Origin of the sequence: Paraburkholderia sp. BL21I4N1 (assembly GCF_002973525.1) — a bacterium.
Classification (GTDB): Bacteria; Pseudomonadota; Gammaproteobacteria; order Burkholderiales; family Burkholderiaceae; genus Paraburkholderia.
Window position 1 is genome coordinate 1 of sequence record NZ_PVEN01000006.1, and the last position, 18,628, is coordinate 18,628.

The following is an 18,628-nucleotide window of genomic DNA, read 5'->3' on the forward strand; positions in this document are numbered from 1 at the left end:
GTTCGATGGCGCAAACTCGTTGTATCACACGCGATCGACCTGACTGTCAATTGCCCGCTTAGCGGCAAAAATCGAGTTTCCACACACTCTGGGTCGTATAGATGCAAGCCATCAGGCTTCGGGTCGCGCAGCACACGCAATACGCTGTTCACGAAGACATATGGTTCGGGTAGACCTTCTTCGGGCGCGCCGAGACGCGGGAAGTCACCTGCACGAATCAGTAACGACGATCCGATACGCTCGATATGGATGTCGGGGCGGTCGAGTGCTTTGCGTAGTGCAGCTTCGCCGCCAAAACGCTCTACAAAGAAATCGCCGAGAATCGTGTACCAGTTCACGCCTTTGATGAAACCCCATCGACCGACCTTTGCTCCCGGGTGCAGGTGATCGTAGGCCGCAGTCAAATCATCCCTCGACTCGCCTTCATATGAAACGGGGTCGTAGCTATAAATCAACAGATGCGCCGTACTGTCGATTTCCAGCCCACTGAATCGGCTAGCAAGTGCCCATTCCTGCGACGTATAGCGGTGATAGCTATAGGGAAGAATCGGAGAAAGGCCACCGTAACCGCCGCGTACAACCAATTTTTCACACACGTAACGCAGGAAACTTTCGTACTGCGCGATGCCCTCTTCAGTCGTCACCAGATCCATCGGCACGTTGAATTTCAGATACGACAAGCCGGATTCTTTGCCCTTGGGTACTTTCAATCGCCCCGTGGGCGAAACGTAGTCATCGGGGTTCGCGACCCCGGTTAGCGTATGGATACTGTATTCGGCAACAGTGTCCTGATTGGTTGCGCTGGAACGAATCACGCTGACTTCGAGGTATGACGGAGTATTAAGAATAGCCCGTCTTATCTTTTCGACACCGGCAGAAGTGCGTTTGGTGAAATTACCTAGATCAGTATCTTTGCCTCCCTTCAGATGCTCGCCGAACACCTCATCGAAGCGGTCGAAGCAATCGAGAATGGCTTGACGCACAGCCGGTTGGGAACCGCGCTCAAAGTACATCGTGCCAATCACACCAGGCAGCACGCCCATACTGTTATCCGCGAGGCGCACGCTCAATTCTTCCTTGTAGCGAGCAAGCGCTTGCAAGGGAGTCAGGACAGGTTTCGAATCACGAAGCGTCATTGTCAGGTCTGCGTTTGTTGAGTGTGTTCAGATGCTATGGAAGGACTAACCCGCCGACGCGACTACCGTCACGCCAAGCGCCAAGGCAAGTGCCGCAAGCGCTTCTGCACTAGCCGCAGAGACAATCGCGGCCAGCGCAGTGAAGATTGCGACCAGCACTGGAGCAAGCAGGACGACGATTGCGACAGCAGCAACCACGACGACAACAGCAGCAAGTACCTCGAGCGTTGTGATGGCGACCTGAGCCCAATCGATCTGCTTCAGGAATTCCCAAGTCATATCGGTGGTGCGCACGATCTCATTCCAGCCGGCCCGTAACTGCTCCATCGAGTATCGATAAATTTCCTGCCCTTTTTCATCGACCCACATCCATGCATCACTGGCCTTGTCCGCAACCCACTGACCGGCCGTAAATATCCAAGGTGCCTGCTCGTGCAGGAAAGCGCTCGTTTCTTCGGACAGGTAGGTGTAGCCGCGGTGAACCGCATCCCATACTGGCGCGACCGCTTCGGCGACGTCTTCGACGTGCCGTTCCGCCGACGACCACCAGTCCTCATACCAGACCGGTTCAGTCACAGGTGCAATTGTGCGGATAGGCACGCGTCGTCGTTGCCTTCCCTTAGCGGACTGCGAAGCGGGTACGTTCGCCAGCGCTCGCTGGCGCACTTTCTCCAACTCGCCATTGCAATCGCTCACGTCAATTACCGTCATACGACTTTTAAAGTCACCCGCAATGATCTGATAGGCGCGCTCCTGACCAACGCCCCACTTATCACCGGGAAATTTCACCTCGACGAGCCTTAACATGTTATCGACATGAGGCTTACCCTCCCGATCGACGTTACCGCGACCGGGCCATCGGTCCGCCGGATTATTTACGATGACTACGTCGGGGCGGCGCAGATATCCCAGCCTCCGTCCGGGCGGAAAAGGATTCAAACTGTGACGCCGCCCCGGCCCTTCTGTCTTGTCGCTACTCAAAAATGGTATTGGTGCTGCGATGCCGCCCGACACGGTAAACGGCCACATATCAAAGCTCACTTCCGCCTTGTATTGCCAGTAAAACAACGCCCTCGTTTCATCGTAGCGAATCGCCAATGTCATCGCGACCTGCTTCAACAAATTGACCGTCGTCTTACCATCCGGTAACCGGATGTACACGATCTTCGGCATCTGCAACGCGTGCTCGACTTTCTCCTGTAAATAACCCTTTTTGCCCGGCGGAATACGCGCGTACTCCGGTTTCTCGTTGATCGTCGTGCAGGTCGAACCTGCTTCTTTAAGCGATGCCCCCATGCTATTTAGCCTCCTGTCCTATTCAATCGTTACCGGTATCGCCCAGATAGTCGGCCTCAATATCCGCCTGCCCACCACCCGCAAACGCCCAGGGCTTCACCTCGGCCGAATCCTGTTCAAGCGCCCGCAAATGCACTTCCTGCGCACTGGACGTAAACACCGGCACCGTCTCCCCCAGATCATTCGTGCGCGCCGACAACATCCGACCGGAAGGCAGCGTCAATTCATAAGGGTGGTGAATCATCCGCGCGCCGTCCGTTTCGCTTTCTAGAACGTACCGCGCCTGATACGGCGGTCTGAACATCGGCAGAGGATAGGACTCACCGCCCGGCCCCTCGAAGCTGTACTGACTTCCCTTGAAAGAGATCTCGCCGGGCGCCTGAATGTTGACCTTGCCCCCAGCTAACTCGATATAACCTTCACCTGACGACAGCCGGATGCCGTCCAGCGCCGCGATATCGACTTTCCCCTTGATTGCCAGCAGCTTGATCACCCGCTCGGCGATCAATTCGATATCGTCGTCGTGAGCCTGAATCCGGACGGGCCCCTTGGCAGCGAAAAAATCGATTCCGCTGCGCTGTGCGAACAAACTGATCTTCTCGACCGCACCCGCGATGAACGACTTCCCGGCCGCCATGACAGTACTCAGGCCACTCACGAGATTGATGTGCCGATCGGCGGTTGTATGAATGGAAGCCTTGCTCGAAAAACCAATGTGCTCCGGGCTTCCAAGCGCCAGTAGCGGTTTGGCAAACACATTCGCATTGCCGGTGCCGCCACCGGCTGTCCGCCCTCCCTTCGAAGTGCCTGACACACTGTGCCGCGTCGCATCCGAAAAGTCCTTCAGTTCCTGATGCCCCGGTTTCAGACTTTCGGCCTGGATCTGTTCACTCGCGTCGGCCAAGGTTTCGAGCAGGCTTGCCGAATTGCCGAGTTGCTCCTGCGTCTCGCGCGCATCGAGCGGCTGGCTGCCCGACGGTTTCGTATACGTGCTCACATACAGGCCGCAATTGGCCCGTATCGCGCCCCATGCATCGGTTTTCAGATCGAAGCCCGAACCGAGATAGTCGCCGCGTATATTGCCGCTCTGATCGATCAGGTAGCCTATTTGCAGCAGGGTTATGCCGTTGCTGCCGCTATTCAACAATTGGGCGCGTGTCTGGCCCGTCGCATCGTCCATGACGAAGTGACTGAAATCCGAGCCGTGATATTCCTTCGACCGATAGCCCGAAAGAATGCCGTTCGTGTGCCACGCCGGACGTACCGCTCCGTTGTAGACGCGATGCACAGCAAGCGGTCTGTCGCAATCTCCGCCGACGTGATCGATGATTAACTCTTCGCCTACTCTCGGCACATGCACGCCGCCGTAACCCGCGCCGGTATCGGCCTGCGCAGCACGAATCCAGCACGACGCGCCCGCGTTGCCGGGGTTGTGCCGGTCCCACAAAAACACCACCTTGATACGGTTCAGTTCGTCCGTGTAGACCTCTTCGCCCTTCGGCCCGACCACAATCGCGGTCTCGAGATGCATCACCGGCTTTTTATGGTCGAACGGGCTGCGATACGGCACCGTCGTACGCTGCGCTTCGATCTCGACCAGACAGCATCCTTCACTGCCGTCGAAGTGACGAATCTTCAAGGACTCGTCGTCGGCGCGTCCCGCCATCGCCTGTTTCAACTCGCGTTTCAGGCTGTGCGGATAATCCGGCTCGTGACGCGAGACGGGCAGATTGTTCTCGAGGTAGCGCCATACCTTGAGCGCAACGAATTGCCGCTGCTCTTCCGGCTCGCGATCATGTTCGGGATGATCCACCAACTGGAAAACGCGGCCCGCATCGATACCGGGCAGACCACCTACGCCATGAAACCGCTTCGCGCGCGACTCCCATTCTTCGACGCGAATCTTCGACAGCGCATGACCCCGTTCGCTTTCCCGGTACGTGTACGAGCCGGTGTAGTCGAAGATTTCGGCTTGCCTCGGCAATGCACCCTGATCCGGGCGAGCGTGAACAAGCGTGCCTTTCGGACTGGACGGACTGGGCGGATTCTTGTAATCGGAGGTACGTGTCGCATACGCGGCGCTTTGCAGCGTGCGCGAACCCGTCCACAGCGTAAGCGCATCGACGTCGCTGCCACGTATATCGGATCGGTAGTAGCGCACGGGCGCGATCCCGTCGACGTACCGAAGAGTGTCCGTAATAACGAACGTATGCGATTGACCGTCTGCGCTGTACCGGAAGAATCCGTATAGCCCCTCCGATTCCATGAGTCGGTGAACGAAATTCCAGTCGGTTTCACTCTGACGGCAATACGACAGCAACGGTAAGGATCGCGATAACGCGAAGGTGAATTTGCCCTGCGCCTGCGGGTGCTCGTTGAATACGTCGCTGATGATGTCGTCGACGGACCGGCCCTGCCAAATCCGCATGTCGCTGCGCAAGCGCAGAAAATGCAACCATGACGCGACGCTGACCTGATAGCTGGTCAGATCGCCGTTAGTGCCGAGTCGCCGGAACCGATGAACATAGCCGTTGATAGGCAGATAGGATTTATCGGCCTGCTGAATCCAGAGGGTCATCGGCTGAGACATCAGCTTCTTGAGTTCGATATCGCTGTCTACCGAGACCATGTCGATCGTCACGCTGAAATCGCGACCGAGCTCGGCAACCGTCACGGCCCGGCGTGGTAACAGCGTGTTCGCAGGCAGCGACGGAATATCCGTTTTTAGCAGTCGCTCATGCTGGATCAGGTCGCTGCGAATAGCGTGAATCAAATCGGTTAGCTTCATTCTCCGTGCCCAATTTTGTCTCCCGTGGCTCGCGCTCCCACACCAACTAACGGGCCAGAACGCGGGATTCTACGTATGACGCGGCGACGAAATTGACGAGGCAAAGGTGAGAAATTTCAGAAAGCAACCCGATTCAATGCAGAACGAATATCTAGCCTATTCTTAGGCCTCAAATGAAAAAAGCCACGCCTGATTAAGGCGTGGCTTTCTTATTACAACCGGTCTTCTTTTCTATTCTCTACCGATTACTTCGCTACCGGCATCGTGAACTCCGCACCCTTCGCAATACTATCCGGCCAGCGCTGCATGATGCTCTTGTAGCGCGTATAGAAACGCACGCCCTCTTCGCCATAAGCATGGTGATCGCCGAACAGCGAGCGCTTCCAGCCGCCAAACGAGTGCCACGCCATCGGCACTGGAATCGGCACGTTAATGCCGACCATGCCGACCTGAATCTGCCGGCCGAACGCGCGTGCCACGCCGCCGTCCGACGTGAACAGCGACACACCGTTGCCGAACTCATGCGCATTGATCAACGCAACCGCGCTCGCGAAATCGGGCACGCGCACCACTGCCAGCACCGGGCCGAAGATCTCTTCCTGATAGATCTTCATTTCTGTCCCGACGTTATCGAACAGCGTCCCGCCGATAAAGAACCCATCTTCGTTCGCCACCGGATGCGTGCGGCCGTCGACGATCAGCTTCGCGCCTTCCTCCACACCCGAAGCGATATAACCGGCCACCTTGGCCTTATGGTCGGCGGTCACCAACGGTCCCATCTCCGCGTCGAGATGCTCGCCGTTCTTGATTACCAGCGACTTGACGCGCGGCACCAGTTTCTCGATCAGCGTATCGGCGACATTACCCACCGCCACGGCCACCGAAATCGCCATGCAGCGCTCGCCCGCCGAACCGTAGGCCGCGCCGATCAACGCGTCGACCGCCTGGTCCAGATCCGCGTCCGGCATCACGACGAGGTGGTTCTTCGCGCCGCCGAGCGCCTGCACGCGCTTGCCGCGCTTCGACGCTTCCGTGTGAATGTATTCGGCGATCGGCGTGGAGCCGACGAACGACAGCGCCGCGACGTCCGGGTGCTCGATCAGCGCATCGACCGCAACCTTGTCGCCGTTCACGACGTTGAACACGCCGTCCGGCAAACCGGCTTCCTTCAGCAACTCCGCGATACGCAGCGACGCGGAAGGATCGCGCTCCGACGGCTTCAGCACGAACGTATTGCCGCAAGCCAGCGCGACCGGGAACATCCACATCGGCACCATGACCGGGAAATTGAACGGTGTGATGCCCGCGACCACGCCAAGCGCCTGACGCAGATTCCAGTTGTCGATGCCGCCGCCGATCTGGTCGGTGAAGTCGGTCTTCAGCAGGTTCGGAATGCCGCACGCGAACTCGACCACTTCGATGCCGCGCACCACTTCGCCTTGTGCGTCCGTGAACACCTTGCCATGTTCACGCGTAATCAGCATGGCGAGTTCGTCGTGATGCTGGTTTAGCAATTCCTTGAACTTGAACAGAATGCGTGCGCGCTTGAGCGGTGCGGTTTCGCTCCACGCCGGGAACGCGGCCTTGGCGGCCTGGACCGCCGCGTCCACTTCCTCGATCGATGCCAGCGCAACCGAACCGGTCACCTTGCCGGTGGCCGGATTGAACACGTCCTTGAAGCGGCCGCTAGTTGCCGCCACCGGCGCACCGCCGATGTAGTGGCCCAACTGCTGCACCGACAGCTTCGCCTGCTCGTTCACTGCATTCATGTCCTTACCTCGGGTTCGGGATCGGCCGCGACGCAGGTCGGGTTCCCGGTCGCAGGCAAAAAGATCAGGCTGAGCCGCGCCGCGCGCGAGCGGTGTTCCGCTCGCCGGCGGGCTCGCCAAGACCTGCAAACTGTAGCGACGGCGCCGGTCGGATTCCCGATACAGCGCGATAAAACCGCGCCTCACTGTATTGTTTTTTGCGTCGCAACTGTATTGGTCTGCTAGCTGTCCACAAGCGCGATCAGCGCCAAAGCTCCGTCAGCTCGTTGGCCAGCACCATCTTCTCGCGGACCCGTTCGATGAAATCTGTATTGGTCGCGCCCTGCGCCCTGAGGAATTTCAGCGCGGCGGAGTGAACGGCGCGCATAGACCGTCCGTCGATGCCGGTGATACGCGCCGCGCTGCGGCGGGTCTCGTCCACCAGATCACGTGCACTGCCGAACTCGGGCGATAAGCCGCTTTGCGTCTCGAACGCGGCACGCAAGCCGGCCGCATAGTCGCGCGATTGCCCGAGGCGGTCCATATCGACCAGCAGATCCACGCCATCGGCCATGCGCAACGCGCAAAGAATCCACAACGCGACGAACGCCCGGTACGCGTTATTGGCTTCCGCGCTGCGCGCATATTGCTCGCATGCCAGCGCATACGCATCGTCCGAGGTGGGCGCGACGGGCGGCAAGCTCACGTCGCAGACGGCGATGGCCTCCCTCACCAGCGGGTCCGACTGATTCAGACCCAGCACACGAAACGGCGCGGCGACAAAAAACGCGTTGCTCCATTGCTGACTGAGCAGCCAGCCCGACGCGAACTGGGACGCGGGATTACGCAACACGCCCACATGCATGACCTGCGGAAAGGCTTGTTTCAGCCACGGCAAACGGCCCGACGAGCGGCAGAACTTGAAGACCGGCACACGCCCCTGCTCCAGGGTGCGCTCGAAGAGATTGCGCAAATAGGCCTGCAACGCGGGAAATTCCGCATCCGGTGCGATGGCGAAACGATCGATACTGAAGCGTTTTCCATACCCTTCGACACCGCGCGTGCCTTCGTGAAGAAAGGGCCGGTATTCGTCGAAGTACGGCGCGGCGAGCGGCGGGTGACCGGACGTCAGCGTGGGACGCGACGCGGCTATATCCGTGAGGCTCAGATCCGCGAGCACATTGCTGAGCGGTTCGTAGAAACCGCTCGCCGTGTCGAGCGCGCGCAGACGCGACCAGACCCACGTGCCCGCGCTACGCCAACCCGTGTGCAGGAAGATGCCCTGTTTCAAGGGATTTTCTTGCGTGGTAGCGTCCGACGGATTAGATGAAGACGGCATGAGACTTCTCTTCCAGTGAAAGCGGCAACGATGCGCGGTAAACGGATGCGGCCTGCGCCGCTTCAATCCTGGGGCACACTTTAGCGGGTCAAGCTGTCGAGTGCGTTACAGAATCATCACTTTACCTTGCAACACAGGCCGTGGAGGTTGGCTGCCGCAGACCGTGCGGCGGTCCAGATCACGCATCCAGCAATGCCAAAACGGCTCGAAGCCCATTGAAAGGCTTTAAGCTGGCAGATTCCCGCCATGAGCCGTAGCCGATATGAACGATTCGACCGATATCCGTTTCCTGCTGACCATTCGCGACAGCGGCAGCCTGATCGCCGCGGCGCGAAAGCTGGGGCTATCGCCGTCGGCGGTCACTCAGCGTCTTCAGCAACTCGAAAAGAAGTTGGGCACGCAACTGGTCAATCGCACCGCGCGCCGCCTGCAATTCACGGAAGAAGGCACGTTGCTGTGCGAACGCGGCGCCGACCTCGTCCAGCAGTTCGACGCTTTGTTCGACGATCTGCAATTGCGGCGCGGCGGCCTGATCGGCACACTGAAAATCAACGCACCGCTCGGCTTTGGACGTCGCCACCTCGCGCCGGCCATTGCGGCCTTCCAGCAGGAGAATCCGGATATCGACGTCGCCCTCACGCTATCCGATCAGCCGTTGACCGAGACGATGGATCGCTTCGATATCGTCGTGCATATCGGCGATCTGCCCGTGTCGAACCTGGTCGGCTTTACGATCGCGCCGAATGCACGCTTCGTCTGCGCGGCGCCCGCACTGATCCGGCGCGTCGGCATGCCGGAGTCGCCGGAGGATTTGAGCCGCCTGCCCTGCATCGTGCTGCGCGAAAATAACGAAGACGTCACGCTCTGGCAGTTCAGCAAAGGCCGCACGCGTCACAGCGTGCGTGTGTCGCCGCGTATGAGTTGCAACGACGGCGACGTGATCCGCCAATGGGCCTGCGAAGGCCGCGGCGTGATTCTGCGCTCGGAGTGGGATGTCGCCGACGACATCGTTAAAGGCAAGCTGGTGCGTGTGCTGCCCGGATGGAAAACGCCGGACGCCAACGTGATCGCGCTCACGCACCAACGTAGCGGACTGCCGGCGCGCACCCGTCATTTCATGCAGTATTTGCAGGGCCGTTTCAAGCCGCTGCCGCCGTGGCGGCGCTGAATATCAAAGCACGGTGCGCTGGGTGCGTGAGCGCAGCAAGATTCAGCCCGGCTGAATCTATGAGTAAAACCGGCTAAACGCCACGGCGCCGATGCAAATCTATAATCGGGTCACACTCAAAGCCGGGCACATCATGACTGACACATCCGCACCCGCCGCCTACCCGAAAGCGGTGCTCTTCGACCTTCTGACCGCGCTGCTCGACTCGTGGACGTCGTGGAACCACGCCGCCGGCTCCGAGCCGACCGGCCGTGCGTGGCGGGCCGCCTATCTGCGTCTGACCTACGGCTGCGGCCAATACGTTCCGTATGAACAACTGGTGCGCGACGCCGCCAAAGAAGTCGGTCTGCCGGAGTCCGCGCCGCTCGCGCTCGAAGCCGACTGGCTGAAGCTCGCGCCCTGGAGCGGCGCCGTCGGCGCGTTGCAGGCGCTCGCGCCGCATTGCAAGCTGTCTGTCGTCACCAACTGCTCCGCGCGCCTCGGCAAACAGGCGGCGAATCTGTTCCCGGTCCGCTGGGACGCCATCGTGACCGCCGAAGAAGCCGGCGTGTACAAACCCGATCCGCTGCCCTACCGGCTCGCCCTCGAACAACTCGGCGTGCAAGCGCACGAAGCCGCATTCGTCGCGGGCTCAAGCTACGACATGTTCGGCACCGCGGCCGTCGGCTTGCGGACATACTGGCACAACCGCGTCGGCCTGCCGCTCGTCACAGGCGCGCAGCCGCCCGAGATCGAATCGCCCGCGCTCGACCTGCTGGTGCCGTGGCTGCGCCGCTTCGGCCAGCATTGAACTCACGCTATTCATCGGTGAAAACATGAAACTCGACCATATCGAAACGCCGGCCGCGTTGATCGACATCGCACGCATGCAGAAGAACATCGCCCGTATGCAGGGGCAGATGAACACGCTGGGCGTCGCATTCCGCCCGCATGTGAAGACCACCAAATGTATCGACGTGGTCCGCGCGCAGATCGCGGCCGGCGCGCGCGGCATCACGGTGTCCACGTTGAAGGAAGCGGAGGCGTTTTTCGCGGCCGGCGTCGCCGACATTCTGTACGCGGTCAGCATGGTGCCCGCCAAATTGCCGCGCGCGCTGGCATTGCGTCGCCAGGGCTGCGATCTGAAGCTGGTGGTGGACAACCCGAGCGCCGCGTCGGCGATTGCCGCATTCGGCGACCAGCACGGTGAAAACTTCGAGGTATGGATCGAAGTCGACACCGACGGCCACCGCTCCGGCATCACGCCCGAACAGGACACGTTGCTCGTGGTCGGCCGGATTCTGCACGAGAACGGCGTCAAGGTAGGCGGCGTGATGACGCACGCCGGCTCCAGCTACGAACTCGATACGCCCGAAGCGCTCGCCGCGCTCGCGGAGCAGGAACGCGCGGGCTGTGTGCGCGCGGCGGAGCGGCTGCGTGAAGCGGGCATTGCGTGCCCCGCCGTCAGCGTGGGATCGACGCCCACCGCGCTGGCCGCCGCGCAACTGGACGGCGTGACCGAAGTGCGCGCCGGCGTCTACGTGCTGTTCGATCTGGTCATGCACAACGTCGGCGTGTGCTCGCTCGAGGAGATCGCGCTGAGCGTGCTCGCCACCGTGATCGGTCATCAGGCGGACAAGGGCTGGGCGATTCTCGACGCGGGCTGGATGGCGTTGAGCCGCGATCGCGGCACCTCGAAACAGGCGCACGATTTCGGCTACGGCCAGCCGTGTTTGCTGAACGGCACACCGTTGGCGGGCTACGTAGTGAGCGGCGCGAATCAGGAACATGGCATTCTGTCGTCGACCGAGGCAGGCGCGATTCCCACCGACGACATCACACAGCACTTTCCGCTCGGCATGAAGCTGCGCATTCTGCCGAACCATGCGTGCGCAACCGGCGCGCAGTTCCCCGAGTACCACGCCGTGACGCCGGATGGCGACAGCGTGGAATGGAGACGCTTTCACGGCTGGTGAGGGGCCCAAGTACGCCCCCGGCCACGCCGTTGTCAGAACTGATGCTGGATACCCGTTGTCACCACCAGTTGCCGGCGCGTGCTCGACGGGCTCACACCATAAATCTGCGCCACCGCATGACGCCCCTGTTGCGCGACACCGATCAGATACAGCGTCGTGCGCCGGGACAGCAAATACTCGGTACCGAGGTTGATCTGATCCCAGCCCGGTTCCGCATTGCCCGTGCCGCTGCCCGAATAGCGTCCGTTCGTGCGGATGTAGGCCATCCCCGTTTGCCACGCGGGTGCGCGCAATCTGCAATGGCTTCGGTGCGGCTCGCCGGTGGTCGGCCTGTTCCAGCTCGAAGCGCGGCAGCGTTCGCCGCTCGACCGGTTGAGTCCGCGCGAACTCAGCGCGATCAGGCTGTATGGCGATGGCCTCTCGCACAAGGAAGTCGCGCAACGCATGACGATTTCACCCGCCACGGTGCGCCACTATCTGCGTTGCGCGTACAAGAAGCTCGGCATGCACGACAAGAGTCAGATTCCGTGGCTGCTCGGGGTGCGTGACAACGCCAGCAACGCTACGACCGCCGACGCGGGCAACTAAGCCGAGGGACTATTCGTCCTCTTCTTCGAGACCGGCCAGCAGATCGTCCACCGCGCGATAAACACGCTCGACGATCTCCGGTCCGACCTTGCGCTCCAGCTCGCGGTAATGCGCCTCGAGATCTTTTGAAATCACCCGCACCAGTTCCACGCTGGTATCGGTCAGCGATACCAGCACGCGCCGCTGGTCTTCCGCGAAACGCTCCTTGATCACCAGTTCCATGCTCTCCATCCGCGCGAGCACGCCGGCCATGCTCGGGCTCGAAATCGTACAGATGTCGGAGATGTGGCGCGGCTCCATCGGGCCATGCTCGTTGAGCGCGCGGATCACGCGCCATTGCTGCTCGGTCAACCCATGTGCGGTAATCAGGGGACGGAAACGCTCCATCATTTTTTCTCGGGCGCGCAACAGCAGCATGGGCAGGTTGCGGTGCAAAACTCGGGTGGAGGCAGCGGACATGTTCGAAGGAGAATAAAAAAAGTAGCCGTCGGAGCTTAAGGGAAAACCCGCGATCAGCCGACATGGCTATTGACCCTGGATCATATCAAGCGCGATACTACTAACATGTTAGTGTTTTTGCGGAGAGACAGCCAGCTTATGTTTGCACTTGCCGATCATCTGCTGCATCCCGAAGGCGACGCGCTGCCTCGCGACGTGGACGCAGCCACCGTGGCCGCCCTGCTGGGCCGTGGCATGGCATGCCGCGCGCCGGTTAGCGGCGCGCTTTATGGCACCTTGCTGAACGACCGCGCCACGCTCGCGGCGCTGGGCGACGCGATGCACGCCGCGCCGTACAAGGCGCCGCCGCAAGCGCCGGTGCTGTATCTGAAGCCGCGCAATACGTTCGCCGGGCATCGCGCGCGGGTCGTCGTGCCGGACAACGCGTTGGGCGTGGAAGTGGGCGCGTCGCTCGGTATCGTGATCGCCCGCACTGCAACACGGGTCGATGCGCACCACGCGTTGGACTACGTCGCCGGTTACACGCTGGTGGGCGACCTCAGCGTGCCGCATGCGAGCGTGTACCGCCCGTCGGTGCGGTTCCGCGCGCGCGACGGTTTTTGCGTGATCGGACCGGCGGTCGTTGCAGCGCATCATGTTGCCGCGCCGGATCGTCTCGACATCGCCGTGTCGCTCAACGGCGCGGGGCCGTTCACGGCGAACACGGCTTCGTCGGTGCGCGGCGTGGCGCAATTGCTCGCCGACGTCACCGATTTCATGACCCTCAACGCGGGCGACGTCATCACGCTCGGTGTGCCGCACGGTTCGCCGGTCGCGCATGTCGGCGACACCGCCACGCTGTCCATCGGCGGCATGCCGCCGTTGAGCATTTCGTTTGTCGCCGCTTCCGACGCGGCGGAACAGACAGGAGAACCGTCATGATGCGCGGCCGTTTAGCGTATGCAGGCGCGATCCACGAAGCCTATCCGGATGCGCGAGGCGTGCGCCTTGCCGATGGCCGCGTGCGTCGCGAGGATGAAGTGGTCTGGCTCGCGCCGATCGACGTCGGCACGATCTTCGCGCTCGGCTTGAACTACGCCGAGCATGCCAAAGAGTTGCAGTTCAGCAAGCAGGAAGAGCCGCTCGTGTTCCTCAAGGGACCGGGCACGGTGATCGGCCATCGCGGCGTCACGCGTCGTCCGGACGGCGTCGCCTTCATGCACTACGAGTGCGAGCTGGCGGTGGTGATCGGCCGTACCGCGCGGAACGTGACGCGCGAGCACGCCATGCAGCACGTGGCCGGCTACATGATCGCCAACGACTACGCGATCCGCGACTACCTCGAAAACTATTACCGCCCCAACCTGCGCGTGAAGAATCGCGACGGCGGCACGGTGCTGGGCCCCTGGTTCGTCGACGCCGCCGATATCGCCGACGTCACGCAACTGGAATTGCGCACGTTCGTGAACGGCACGCGCCAGCAGCACGGCAACACGCGCGACCTCGTCACCGACATTCCGGCGCTGATCGAATACCTGAGCGGCTTCATGACGCTCGCGCCCGGCGACGTGATCCTGACCGGCACGCCGGAAGGCATCGTCAACGTGAATGCCGGCGACGAAGTGGTCTGCGAAATCGACGGCCTTGGCCGTCTCGTCAATACGATCGCCTCCGACGCGGACTTCGGCCGCGCCTGATCGCCAGATCGACAGTGAATAGAGCAAGGACAACGCAATGCGAATCGACCATCTGATCAACGGCAAAACCAGCGCCGCGCAGGATTACTTCGAAACGGTCAATCCGGCCACGCAGGAAGTGCTCGCCGAAGTCGCCCGCGGCGGCGCACGGGAAGTGGACACCGCCGTGCGCGCGGCCAAAGACGCGTTTCCCGCATGGGCCGCCAAACCCGCCGCCGAACGCGCGAAACTGATCCGCAAGCTCGGCGAGCTGATCGTGAAGAACGTGCCGGAGATCTCCGAGACCGAAACGAAAGACACCGGTCAGACGATTTCGCAAACGCGCAAGCAACTCGTGCCGCGCGCCGCCGACAACTTCAACTACTTCGCCGAGATGTGCACGCGCGTCGATGGCCATACGTATCCGACGGACACGCATCTGAACTACACGCTGTTCCATCCGGTTGGCGTGTGCGCGCTCATCTCGCCGTGGAACGTGCCGTTCATGACGGCCACGTGGAAGGTTGCGCCCTGCCTCGCGTTCGGCAACACGGCCGTGCTGAAAATGAGCGAGCTGTCGCCGCTCACCGCGTCGATGCTCGGCCAGCTCGCGCTCGAAGCGGGTATTCCGGCGGGCGTGCTGAACGTCGTGCACGGTTTCGGCAAGGACACCGGCGAGCCGCTGGTCGCGCATCCGGACGTCCATGCCGTGTCGTTCACCGGATCGACCGCGACCGGCAACCGTATCGTGCAGAGCGCCGGCCTGAAGAAGTTCTCGATGGAACTGGGCGGCAAGTCGCCGTTCGTGATTTTCGACGACGCCGACTTCGAACGCGCGCTCGACGCCGCCGTGTTCATGATCTTCTCGAACAATGGCGAACGCTGCACCGCCGGTTCGCGCATTCTCGTGCAGCGTTCGATTTACGCGCGTTTCGCCGAGCGTTTCGTCGAGCGTGCGAAGCGCCTGACGGTGGGCGATCCGCTCGCCGACAGCACGATCGTTGGGCCGATGATCAGCCAGGGGCATCTGGCGAAGGTGCGCAGCTATATCGAACTGGGCCCGCAAGAAGGCGCGACGCTCGCGTGCGGCGGACTCGACGCGCCCGCTTTGCCGGACGCCATGCGCAAAGGCAATTTCGTGCAGCCGACGGTGTTCGTCGACGTCGACAACCGCATGCGCATCGCGCAGGAAGAAATTTTCGGCCCGGTGGCCTGCCTGATTCCGTTCGACGACGAAGCCGAGGCGATCCGGCTCGCCAACGACATCTCGTATGGCCTGTCGAGCTACATCTGGACCGAGAGCACGGGCCGCGCACTGCGTGTCGCCGCCGCGGTCGAGGCCGGCATGTGCTTCGTCAACAGTCAGAACGTGCGCGATCTGCGGCAGCCGTTCGGCGGCACGAAAGCCTCGGGCGTGGGTCGCGAAGGCGGCACGTGGAGCTACGAAGTGTTCCTCGAACCGAAGAACGTCTGCGTGTCGCTCGGCTCGCATCACATTCCGCGCTGGGGCGTTTGAGGAGATCAACGTGGGCACACTAGCACTAGCAGCAAAAGTCACGCACGTCCCGTCGTTATATCTGTCCGAACTCGACGGCCCGCATAAAGGCTGCCGTCAACCGGCGATCGACGGTCATCATGAAATCGGCCGACGTTGCCGCGAACTGGGCGTGGATACGATCGTCGTATTCGACGTGCACTGGCTGGTGAACAGCGAATACCACATCAATTGCGCGCCGAAGTTCGAAGGCGTCTATACCAGCAACGAACTGCCGCATTTCATCAAGAACATGCCGTACGCGTACCCCGGCAACGTCGGGCTCGGCGATCTGATCGCCGAAGTCGCGAACGAGATGGGCGTGAAAAGCCGCGCGCATAGCCAGACCACGCTCGAACTTGAGTACGGCACGCTGGTGCCGATGCGCTACATGAATAGCGATCAGCACTTCAAGACCGTCTCGGTGGCGGGCTGGTGCATGTGGCACGACCTCGCCACCAGCGCCCGCTTCGGCCTCGCGGTGCGCAAGGCGATCGAGGAGCGCTACGACGGCACTGTCGCGATTCTGGCGAGCGGGTCGCTCAGCCACCACTTCGCCGATAACGGCACCGCCGAGCAGTTCATGCACAAAGTGTGGAATCCGTTCCTCGAACAGATGGACCGCAAGGTGGTCGAGATGTGGGAAGCGGGCGACTGGAAAACCTTCTGCGACATGCTGCCGCTCTACAACGAGAAATGCTGGGGCGAAGGCGGCATGCACGACACCGCGATGCTGCTCGGCGCGCTCGGCTGGGATCGCTACGACGGCAAGGTCGAAGTCGTCACGCCGTATTTCGGCAGTTCGGGCACCGGCCAGATCAATGCGATCTTTCCAGTTACGCCGCTGCCCGCCTGAATTATCGTTAAGGAGCCTGACGTGCCGCATCTCACACTCGAATACAGCGCCAATCTCGCGGACGCCGAGCACATCGGGCAACTGTGCAACGCGCTCGCGCGATGCCTCGACGCCCAGCGCGAAAACGAACAACGGGTCTATCCGCTCGGCGGCATCCGCGTGCGCGCGTTGCGCTGCGAACAGTACTGCATTGCCGACGGCCGCCCCGACGCCGCCTTCCTGCACGCGAATCTGAAGATCGGCGCGGGCCGCTCGGAGGCCGCAAAAAAGGCCACCGGCGAAGCATTATTCGCGCTGATCAAACAGCACTTCGCCACGGAATTCGACCAGCACGGCCTCGCGTTGTCGCTGGAAATCAACGAGTTCAGCGAAGCCGGCACCTGGAAGCACAACAATCTGCACGCACGGCTCAAGGCCTGATTTAGCCGAAAAAACGCGGCTCATCGAGAACCCATCATGCTAGACGAACAAACTATCCGCGATCTCGCGGCAGAACTCGACCACGCCGAGAAAACCCGCACGCAACTGCGCCACTTCTCCGCGCGGTTTCCGACCATGACCGTTCAGGACGGTTACGCGATTCAACGCGAGTGGGTCAAGCTCAAACTCGCCGCCGGTCATGTGATCAAGGGCCGCAAGATCGGCCTGACGTCGCGAGCCATGCAGCGTTCGTCGCAAATCGACGAACCCGATTACGCGCCGTTGCTCGACAGCATGTTTATCGAAGCCGGCCAGGACATTCGCGCGGATCGCTTCATCTCGCCGCGCGTGGAAGTGGAATTGGCGTTCGTGCTGAGCAAGCCGCTGAAAGGCCCGGGCGTGACACTGTTCGACGTGCTCGACGCCACGGCCTACGTGACCCCCGCGGTGGAAATCATCGACGCGCGCATCGAGCAGTTCGACCGCGACACCAAGGCACCGCGCAAGGTCTACGACACGATCTCCGACTTCGCCGCCAATGCGGGCATTGTGCTGGGCGGGCGTCCGGTGCGGCCGCTGGACGTCGATCTGCGCTGGGTCGGCGCGCTGCTTTACAAGAACGGCGCCGTCGAGGAAAGCGGCTTGGCCGCGGCGGTGCTCAATCATCCCGCCACCGGCGTGGCCTGGCTCGCGAACAAGATCGCGCCTTACGACGAATCGCTGAACGCCAACGACGTGATCCTGAGCGGCTCGTTCACGAGCCCGATTCCGGCGCGCGCGGGCGACACATTCCACGTCGACTACGGTCCGCTGGGCGGAATTGGTTTGAATTTCATCTGAGACGGCTCATGTCCTTACCCCTCCCGCACAATCCCTTCAAACGCGCGCTGAGCGAAGGCCAGGCGCAATTCGGCCTATGGGCCGCGCTCGCCGATGGGTACGTGACCGAATTGCTGGCCACGGCCGGTTTCGACTGGCTGCTGATCGATAACGAGCATGCGCCGAACGACGTGCGCAGCACGCTCGCACAATTGCAAGCAATGGCCGCCTACCCGTCGCATCCGGTGGTGCGGCCGGTGCGTAGCGACAGCGCGCTGATCAAGCAGTTGCTCGACATCGGCGCGCAGACCCTGCTGCTGCCCATGATCGATACCGCCGCGCAGGCCGCCGACGCGGTCGCCGCTACGCGTTATCCGCCGCAAGGCATTCGGGGGGTGGGCAGCGCGTTGGCGCGCGCATCGCGCTGGAACCGGATTCCCGATTATCTGAACGCGGCGGCTAGCGAACTGTGTGTGCTGGTGCAGGTGGAAACCGTGCAAGGCATGGAGAACCTGCCGGCCATCGCGGCCGTGGAGGGCGTCGACGGGGTGTTTTTCGGACCGGCGGATTTGAGCGCGTCGATGGGTTTGCTGGGCAAACCGGGCGACCCCAGCGTGCGCGAAGCGATCCGTCGAGGCATCGACATCGTGCGGCGAGCGGGCAAGGCGGCGGGTGTGCTGGCGCCGGACCCGGCACTCGCGGCCGACTATCTCGCGGCGGGCGCGACGTTCGTGGCGGTGGGAACCGACACGTGCTTGCTGAGCCGCGCGGCGGCGGATCTGGCGGCGTCGTATAAAAACACGGCGGGCGCGGCGGCGCCGGTTAAAGGCGGGTATTGAGTTCGTCGCACGGTGACCGGCAATCGGT

Annotated in this window: 17 protein-coding genes and 1 pseudogene; 11 read left to right on the forward strand and 7 right to left on the reverse strand. The window is 61.8% G+C overall.

What is annotated here, in order from left to right; genetic code table 11:
* The 5 genes from B0G83_RS16880 to B0G83_RS16900 all read right to left on the reverse strand — a co-directional run.
* The coding region (locus B0G83_RS16880; RefSeq protein WP_105508913.1) for a type VI immunity family protein at nucleotides 1–1,136 on the reverse strand (1,136 nt) is incomplete at its 3' end.
* Nucleotides 1,137–1,181: 45 nt separating this feature from the next.
* Nucleotides 1,182–2,432, reverse strand: a complete 1,251-nt coding sequence (locus B0G83_RS16885) for a VRR-NUC domain-containing protein (RefSeq protein WP_105508539.1) — start codon at nucleotides 2,430–2,432, stop codon at nucleotides 1,182–1,184.
* Nucleotides 2,433–2,454: 22 nt separating this feature from the next.
* On the reverse strand, nucleotides 2,455–5,220 hold the full coding sequence (locus B0G83_RS16890; RefSeq protein WP_105508540.1) for a type VI secretion system Vgr family protein: 2,766 nt from the start codon (nucleotides 5,218–5,220) through the stop codon (nucleotides 2,455–2,457).
* Nucleotides 5,221–5,465: 245 nt separating this feature from the next.
* Nucleotides 5,466–6,989, reverse strand: a complete 1,524-nt coding sequence (locus B0G83_RS16895; protein ID WP_105508541.1) for a CoA-acylating methylmalonate-semialdehyde dehydrogenase — start codon at nucleotides 6,987–6,989, stop codon at nucleotides 5,466–5,468.
* Between the two features lie 241 nt (nucleotides 6,990–7,230).
* Nucleotides 7,231–8,307, reverse strand: coding sequence for a hypothetical protein (locus B0G83_RS16900; RefSeq protein WP_105508542.1), 1,077 nt, complete (start codon nucleotides 8,305–8,307; stop codon nucleotides 7,231–7,233).
* A 262-nt stretch (nucleotides 8,308–8,569) separates the two neighbouring features.
* On the opposite strand from B0G83_RS16900, the gene B0G83_RS16905 reads away from it, so the two are divergent.
* From B0G83_RS16905 to B0G83_RS16915, 3 genes are all read left to right on the forward strand, one after another.
* Nucleotides 8,570–9,475: a LysR family transcriptional regulator gene (locus B0G83_RS16905; protein WP_105508543.1), complete on the forward strand. Its 906-nt coding sequence runs from the start codon at nucleotides 8,570–8,572 to the stop codon at nucleotides 9,473–9,475.
* A gap of 133 nt (nucleotides 9,476–9,608) precedes the next feature.
* On the forward strand, nucleotides 9,609–10,265 hold the full coding sequence (locus B0G83_RS16910) for an HAD family hydrolase (RefSeq protein WP_105508914.1): 657 nt from the start codon (nucleotides 9,609–9,611) through the stop codon (nucleotides 10,263–10,265).
* A 25-nt stretch (nucleotides 10,266–10,290) separates the two neighbouring features.
* A complete protein-coding gene (locus B0G83_RS16915; protein WP_105508544.1) occupies nucleotides 10,291–11,430 on the forward strand; it encodes a DSD1 family PLP-dependent enzyme in 1,140 nt (379 codons plus the stop codon).
* Nucleotides 11,431–11,462: 32 nt separating this feature from the next.
* On the opposite strand, the gene B0G83_RS16920 is transcribed toward B0G83_RS16915, so the two are convergent.
* Entirely contained in the window at nucleotides 11,463–11,696 is a 234-nt protein-coding gene (locus B0G83_RS16920) for a hypothetical protein (RefSeq protein WP_105508545.1), read from the reverse strand.
* Between the two features lie 37 nt (nucleotides 11,697–11,733).
* Between B0G83_RS16920 and B0G83_RS16925 the strand changes: the two are divergent.
* Nucleotides 11,734–12,018: pseudogene (locus tag B0G83_RS16925) on the forward strand (response regulator transcription factor); the annotation flags it as partial.
* A gap of 9 nt (nucleotides 12,019–12,027) precedes the next feature.
* Here B0G83_RS16925 and hpaR read toward each other — a convergent pair.
* Entirely contained in the window at nucleotides 12,028–12,435 is a 408-nt protein-coding gene (hpaR, locus tag B0G83_RS16930) for a homoprotocatechuate degradation operon regulator HpaR (protein WP_105508547.1), read from the reverse strand.
* Between the two features lie 180 nt (nucleotides 12,436–12,615).
* On the opposite strand from hpaR, the gene B0G83_RS16935 reads away from it, so the two are divergent.
* The 7 genes from B0G83_RS16935 to hpaI are packed head-to-tail and all read left to right on the forward strand — an operon-like array spanning nucleotide 12,616 to nucleotide 18,600.
* On the forward strand, nucleotides 12,616–13,398 hold the full coding sequence (locus B0G83_RS16935; protein ID WP_105508548.1) for a fumarylacetoacetate hydrolase family protein: 783 nt from the start codon (nucleotides 12,616–12,618) through the stop codon (nucleotides 13,396–13,398).
* Nucleotides 13,395–14,153, forward strand: coding sequence for a fumarylacetoacetate hydrolase family protein (locus B0G83_RS16940; RefSeq protein ID WP_105508549.1), 759 nt, complete (start codon nucleotides 13,395–13,397; stop codon nucleotides 14,151–14,153). The genes B0G83_RS16935 and B0G83_RS16940 overlap by 4 nt, the downstream gene beginning before the upstream one ends.
* A gap of 37 nt (nucleotides 14,154–14,190) precedes the next feature.
* The gene (gene hpaE / locus B0G83_RS16945; protein WP_105508550.1) at nucleotides 14,191–15,648 is read left to right on the forward strand and encodes a 5-carboxymethyl-2-hydroxymuconate semialdehyde dehydrogenase; all 1,458 of its coding nucleotides are present in this window, start codon (nucleotides 14,191–14,193) and stop codon (nucleotides 15,646–15,648) included.
* A gap of 10 nt (nucleotides 15,649–15,658) precedes the next feature.
* Nucleotides 15,659–16,522, forward strand: a complete 864-nt coding sequence (hpaD, locus tag B0G83_RS16950; protein WP_181156916.1) for a 3,4-dihydroxyphenylacetate 2,3-dioxygenase — start codon at nucleotides 15,659–15,661, stop codon at nucleotides 16,520–16,522.
* A gap of 21 nt (nucleotides 16,523–16,543) precedes the next feature.
* Complete coding sequence (locus B0G83_RS16955) at nucleotides 16,544–16,942, forward strand: 5-carboxymethyl-2-hydroxymuconate Delta-isomerase (protein ID WP_105508551.1); 399 nt, start codon at nucleotides 16,544–16,546, stop codon at nucleotides 16,940–16,942.
* A gap of 36 nt (nucleotides 16,943–16,978) precedes the next feature.
* A complete protein-coding gene (hpaH, locus tag B0G83_RS16960) occupies nucleotides 16,979–17,782 on the forward strand; it encodes a 2-oxo-hept-4-ene-1,7-dioate hydratase (RefSeq protein WP_035556232.1) in 804 nt (267 codons plus the stop codon).
* Between the two features lie 8 nt (nucleotides 17,783–17,790).
* Nucleotides 17,791–18,600: a 4-hydroxy-2-oxoheptanedioate aldolase gene (gene hpaI / locus B0G83_RS16965; protein WP_105508552.1), complete on the forward strand. Its 810-nt coding sequence runs from the start codon at nucleotides 17,791–17,793 to the stop codon at nucleotides 18,598–18,600.
* Nucleotides 18,601–18,628 lie beyond the last annotated feature (28 nt).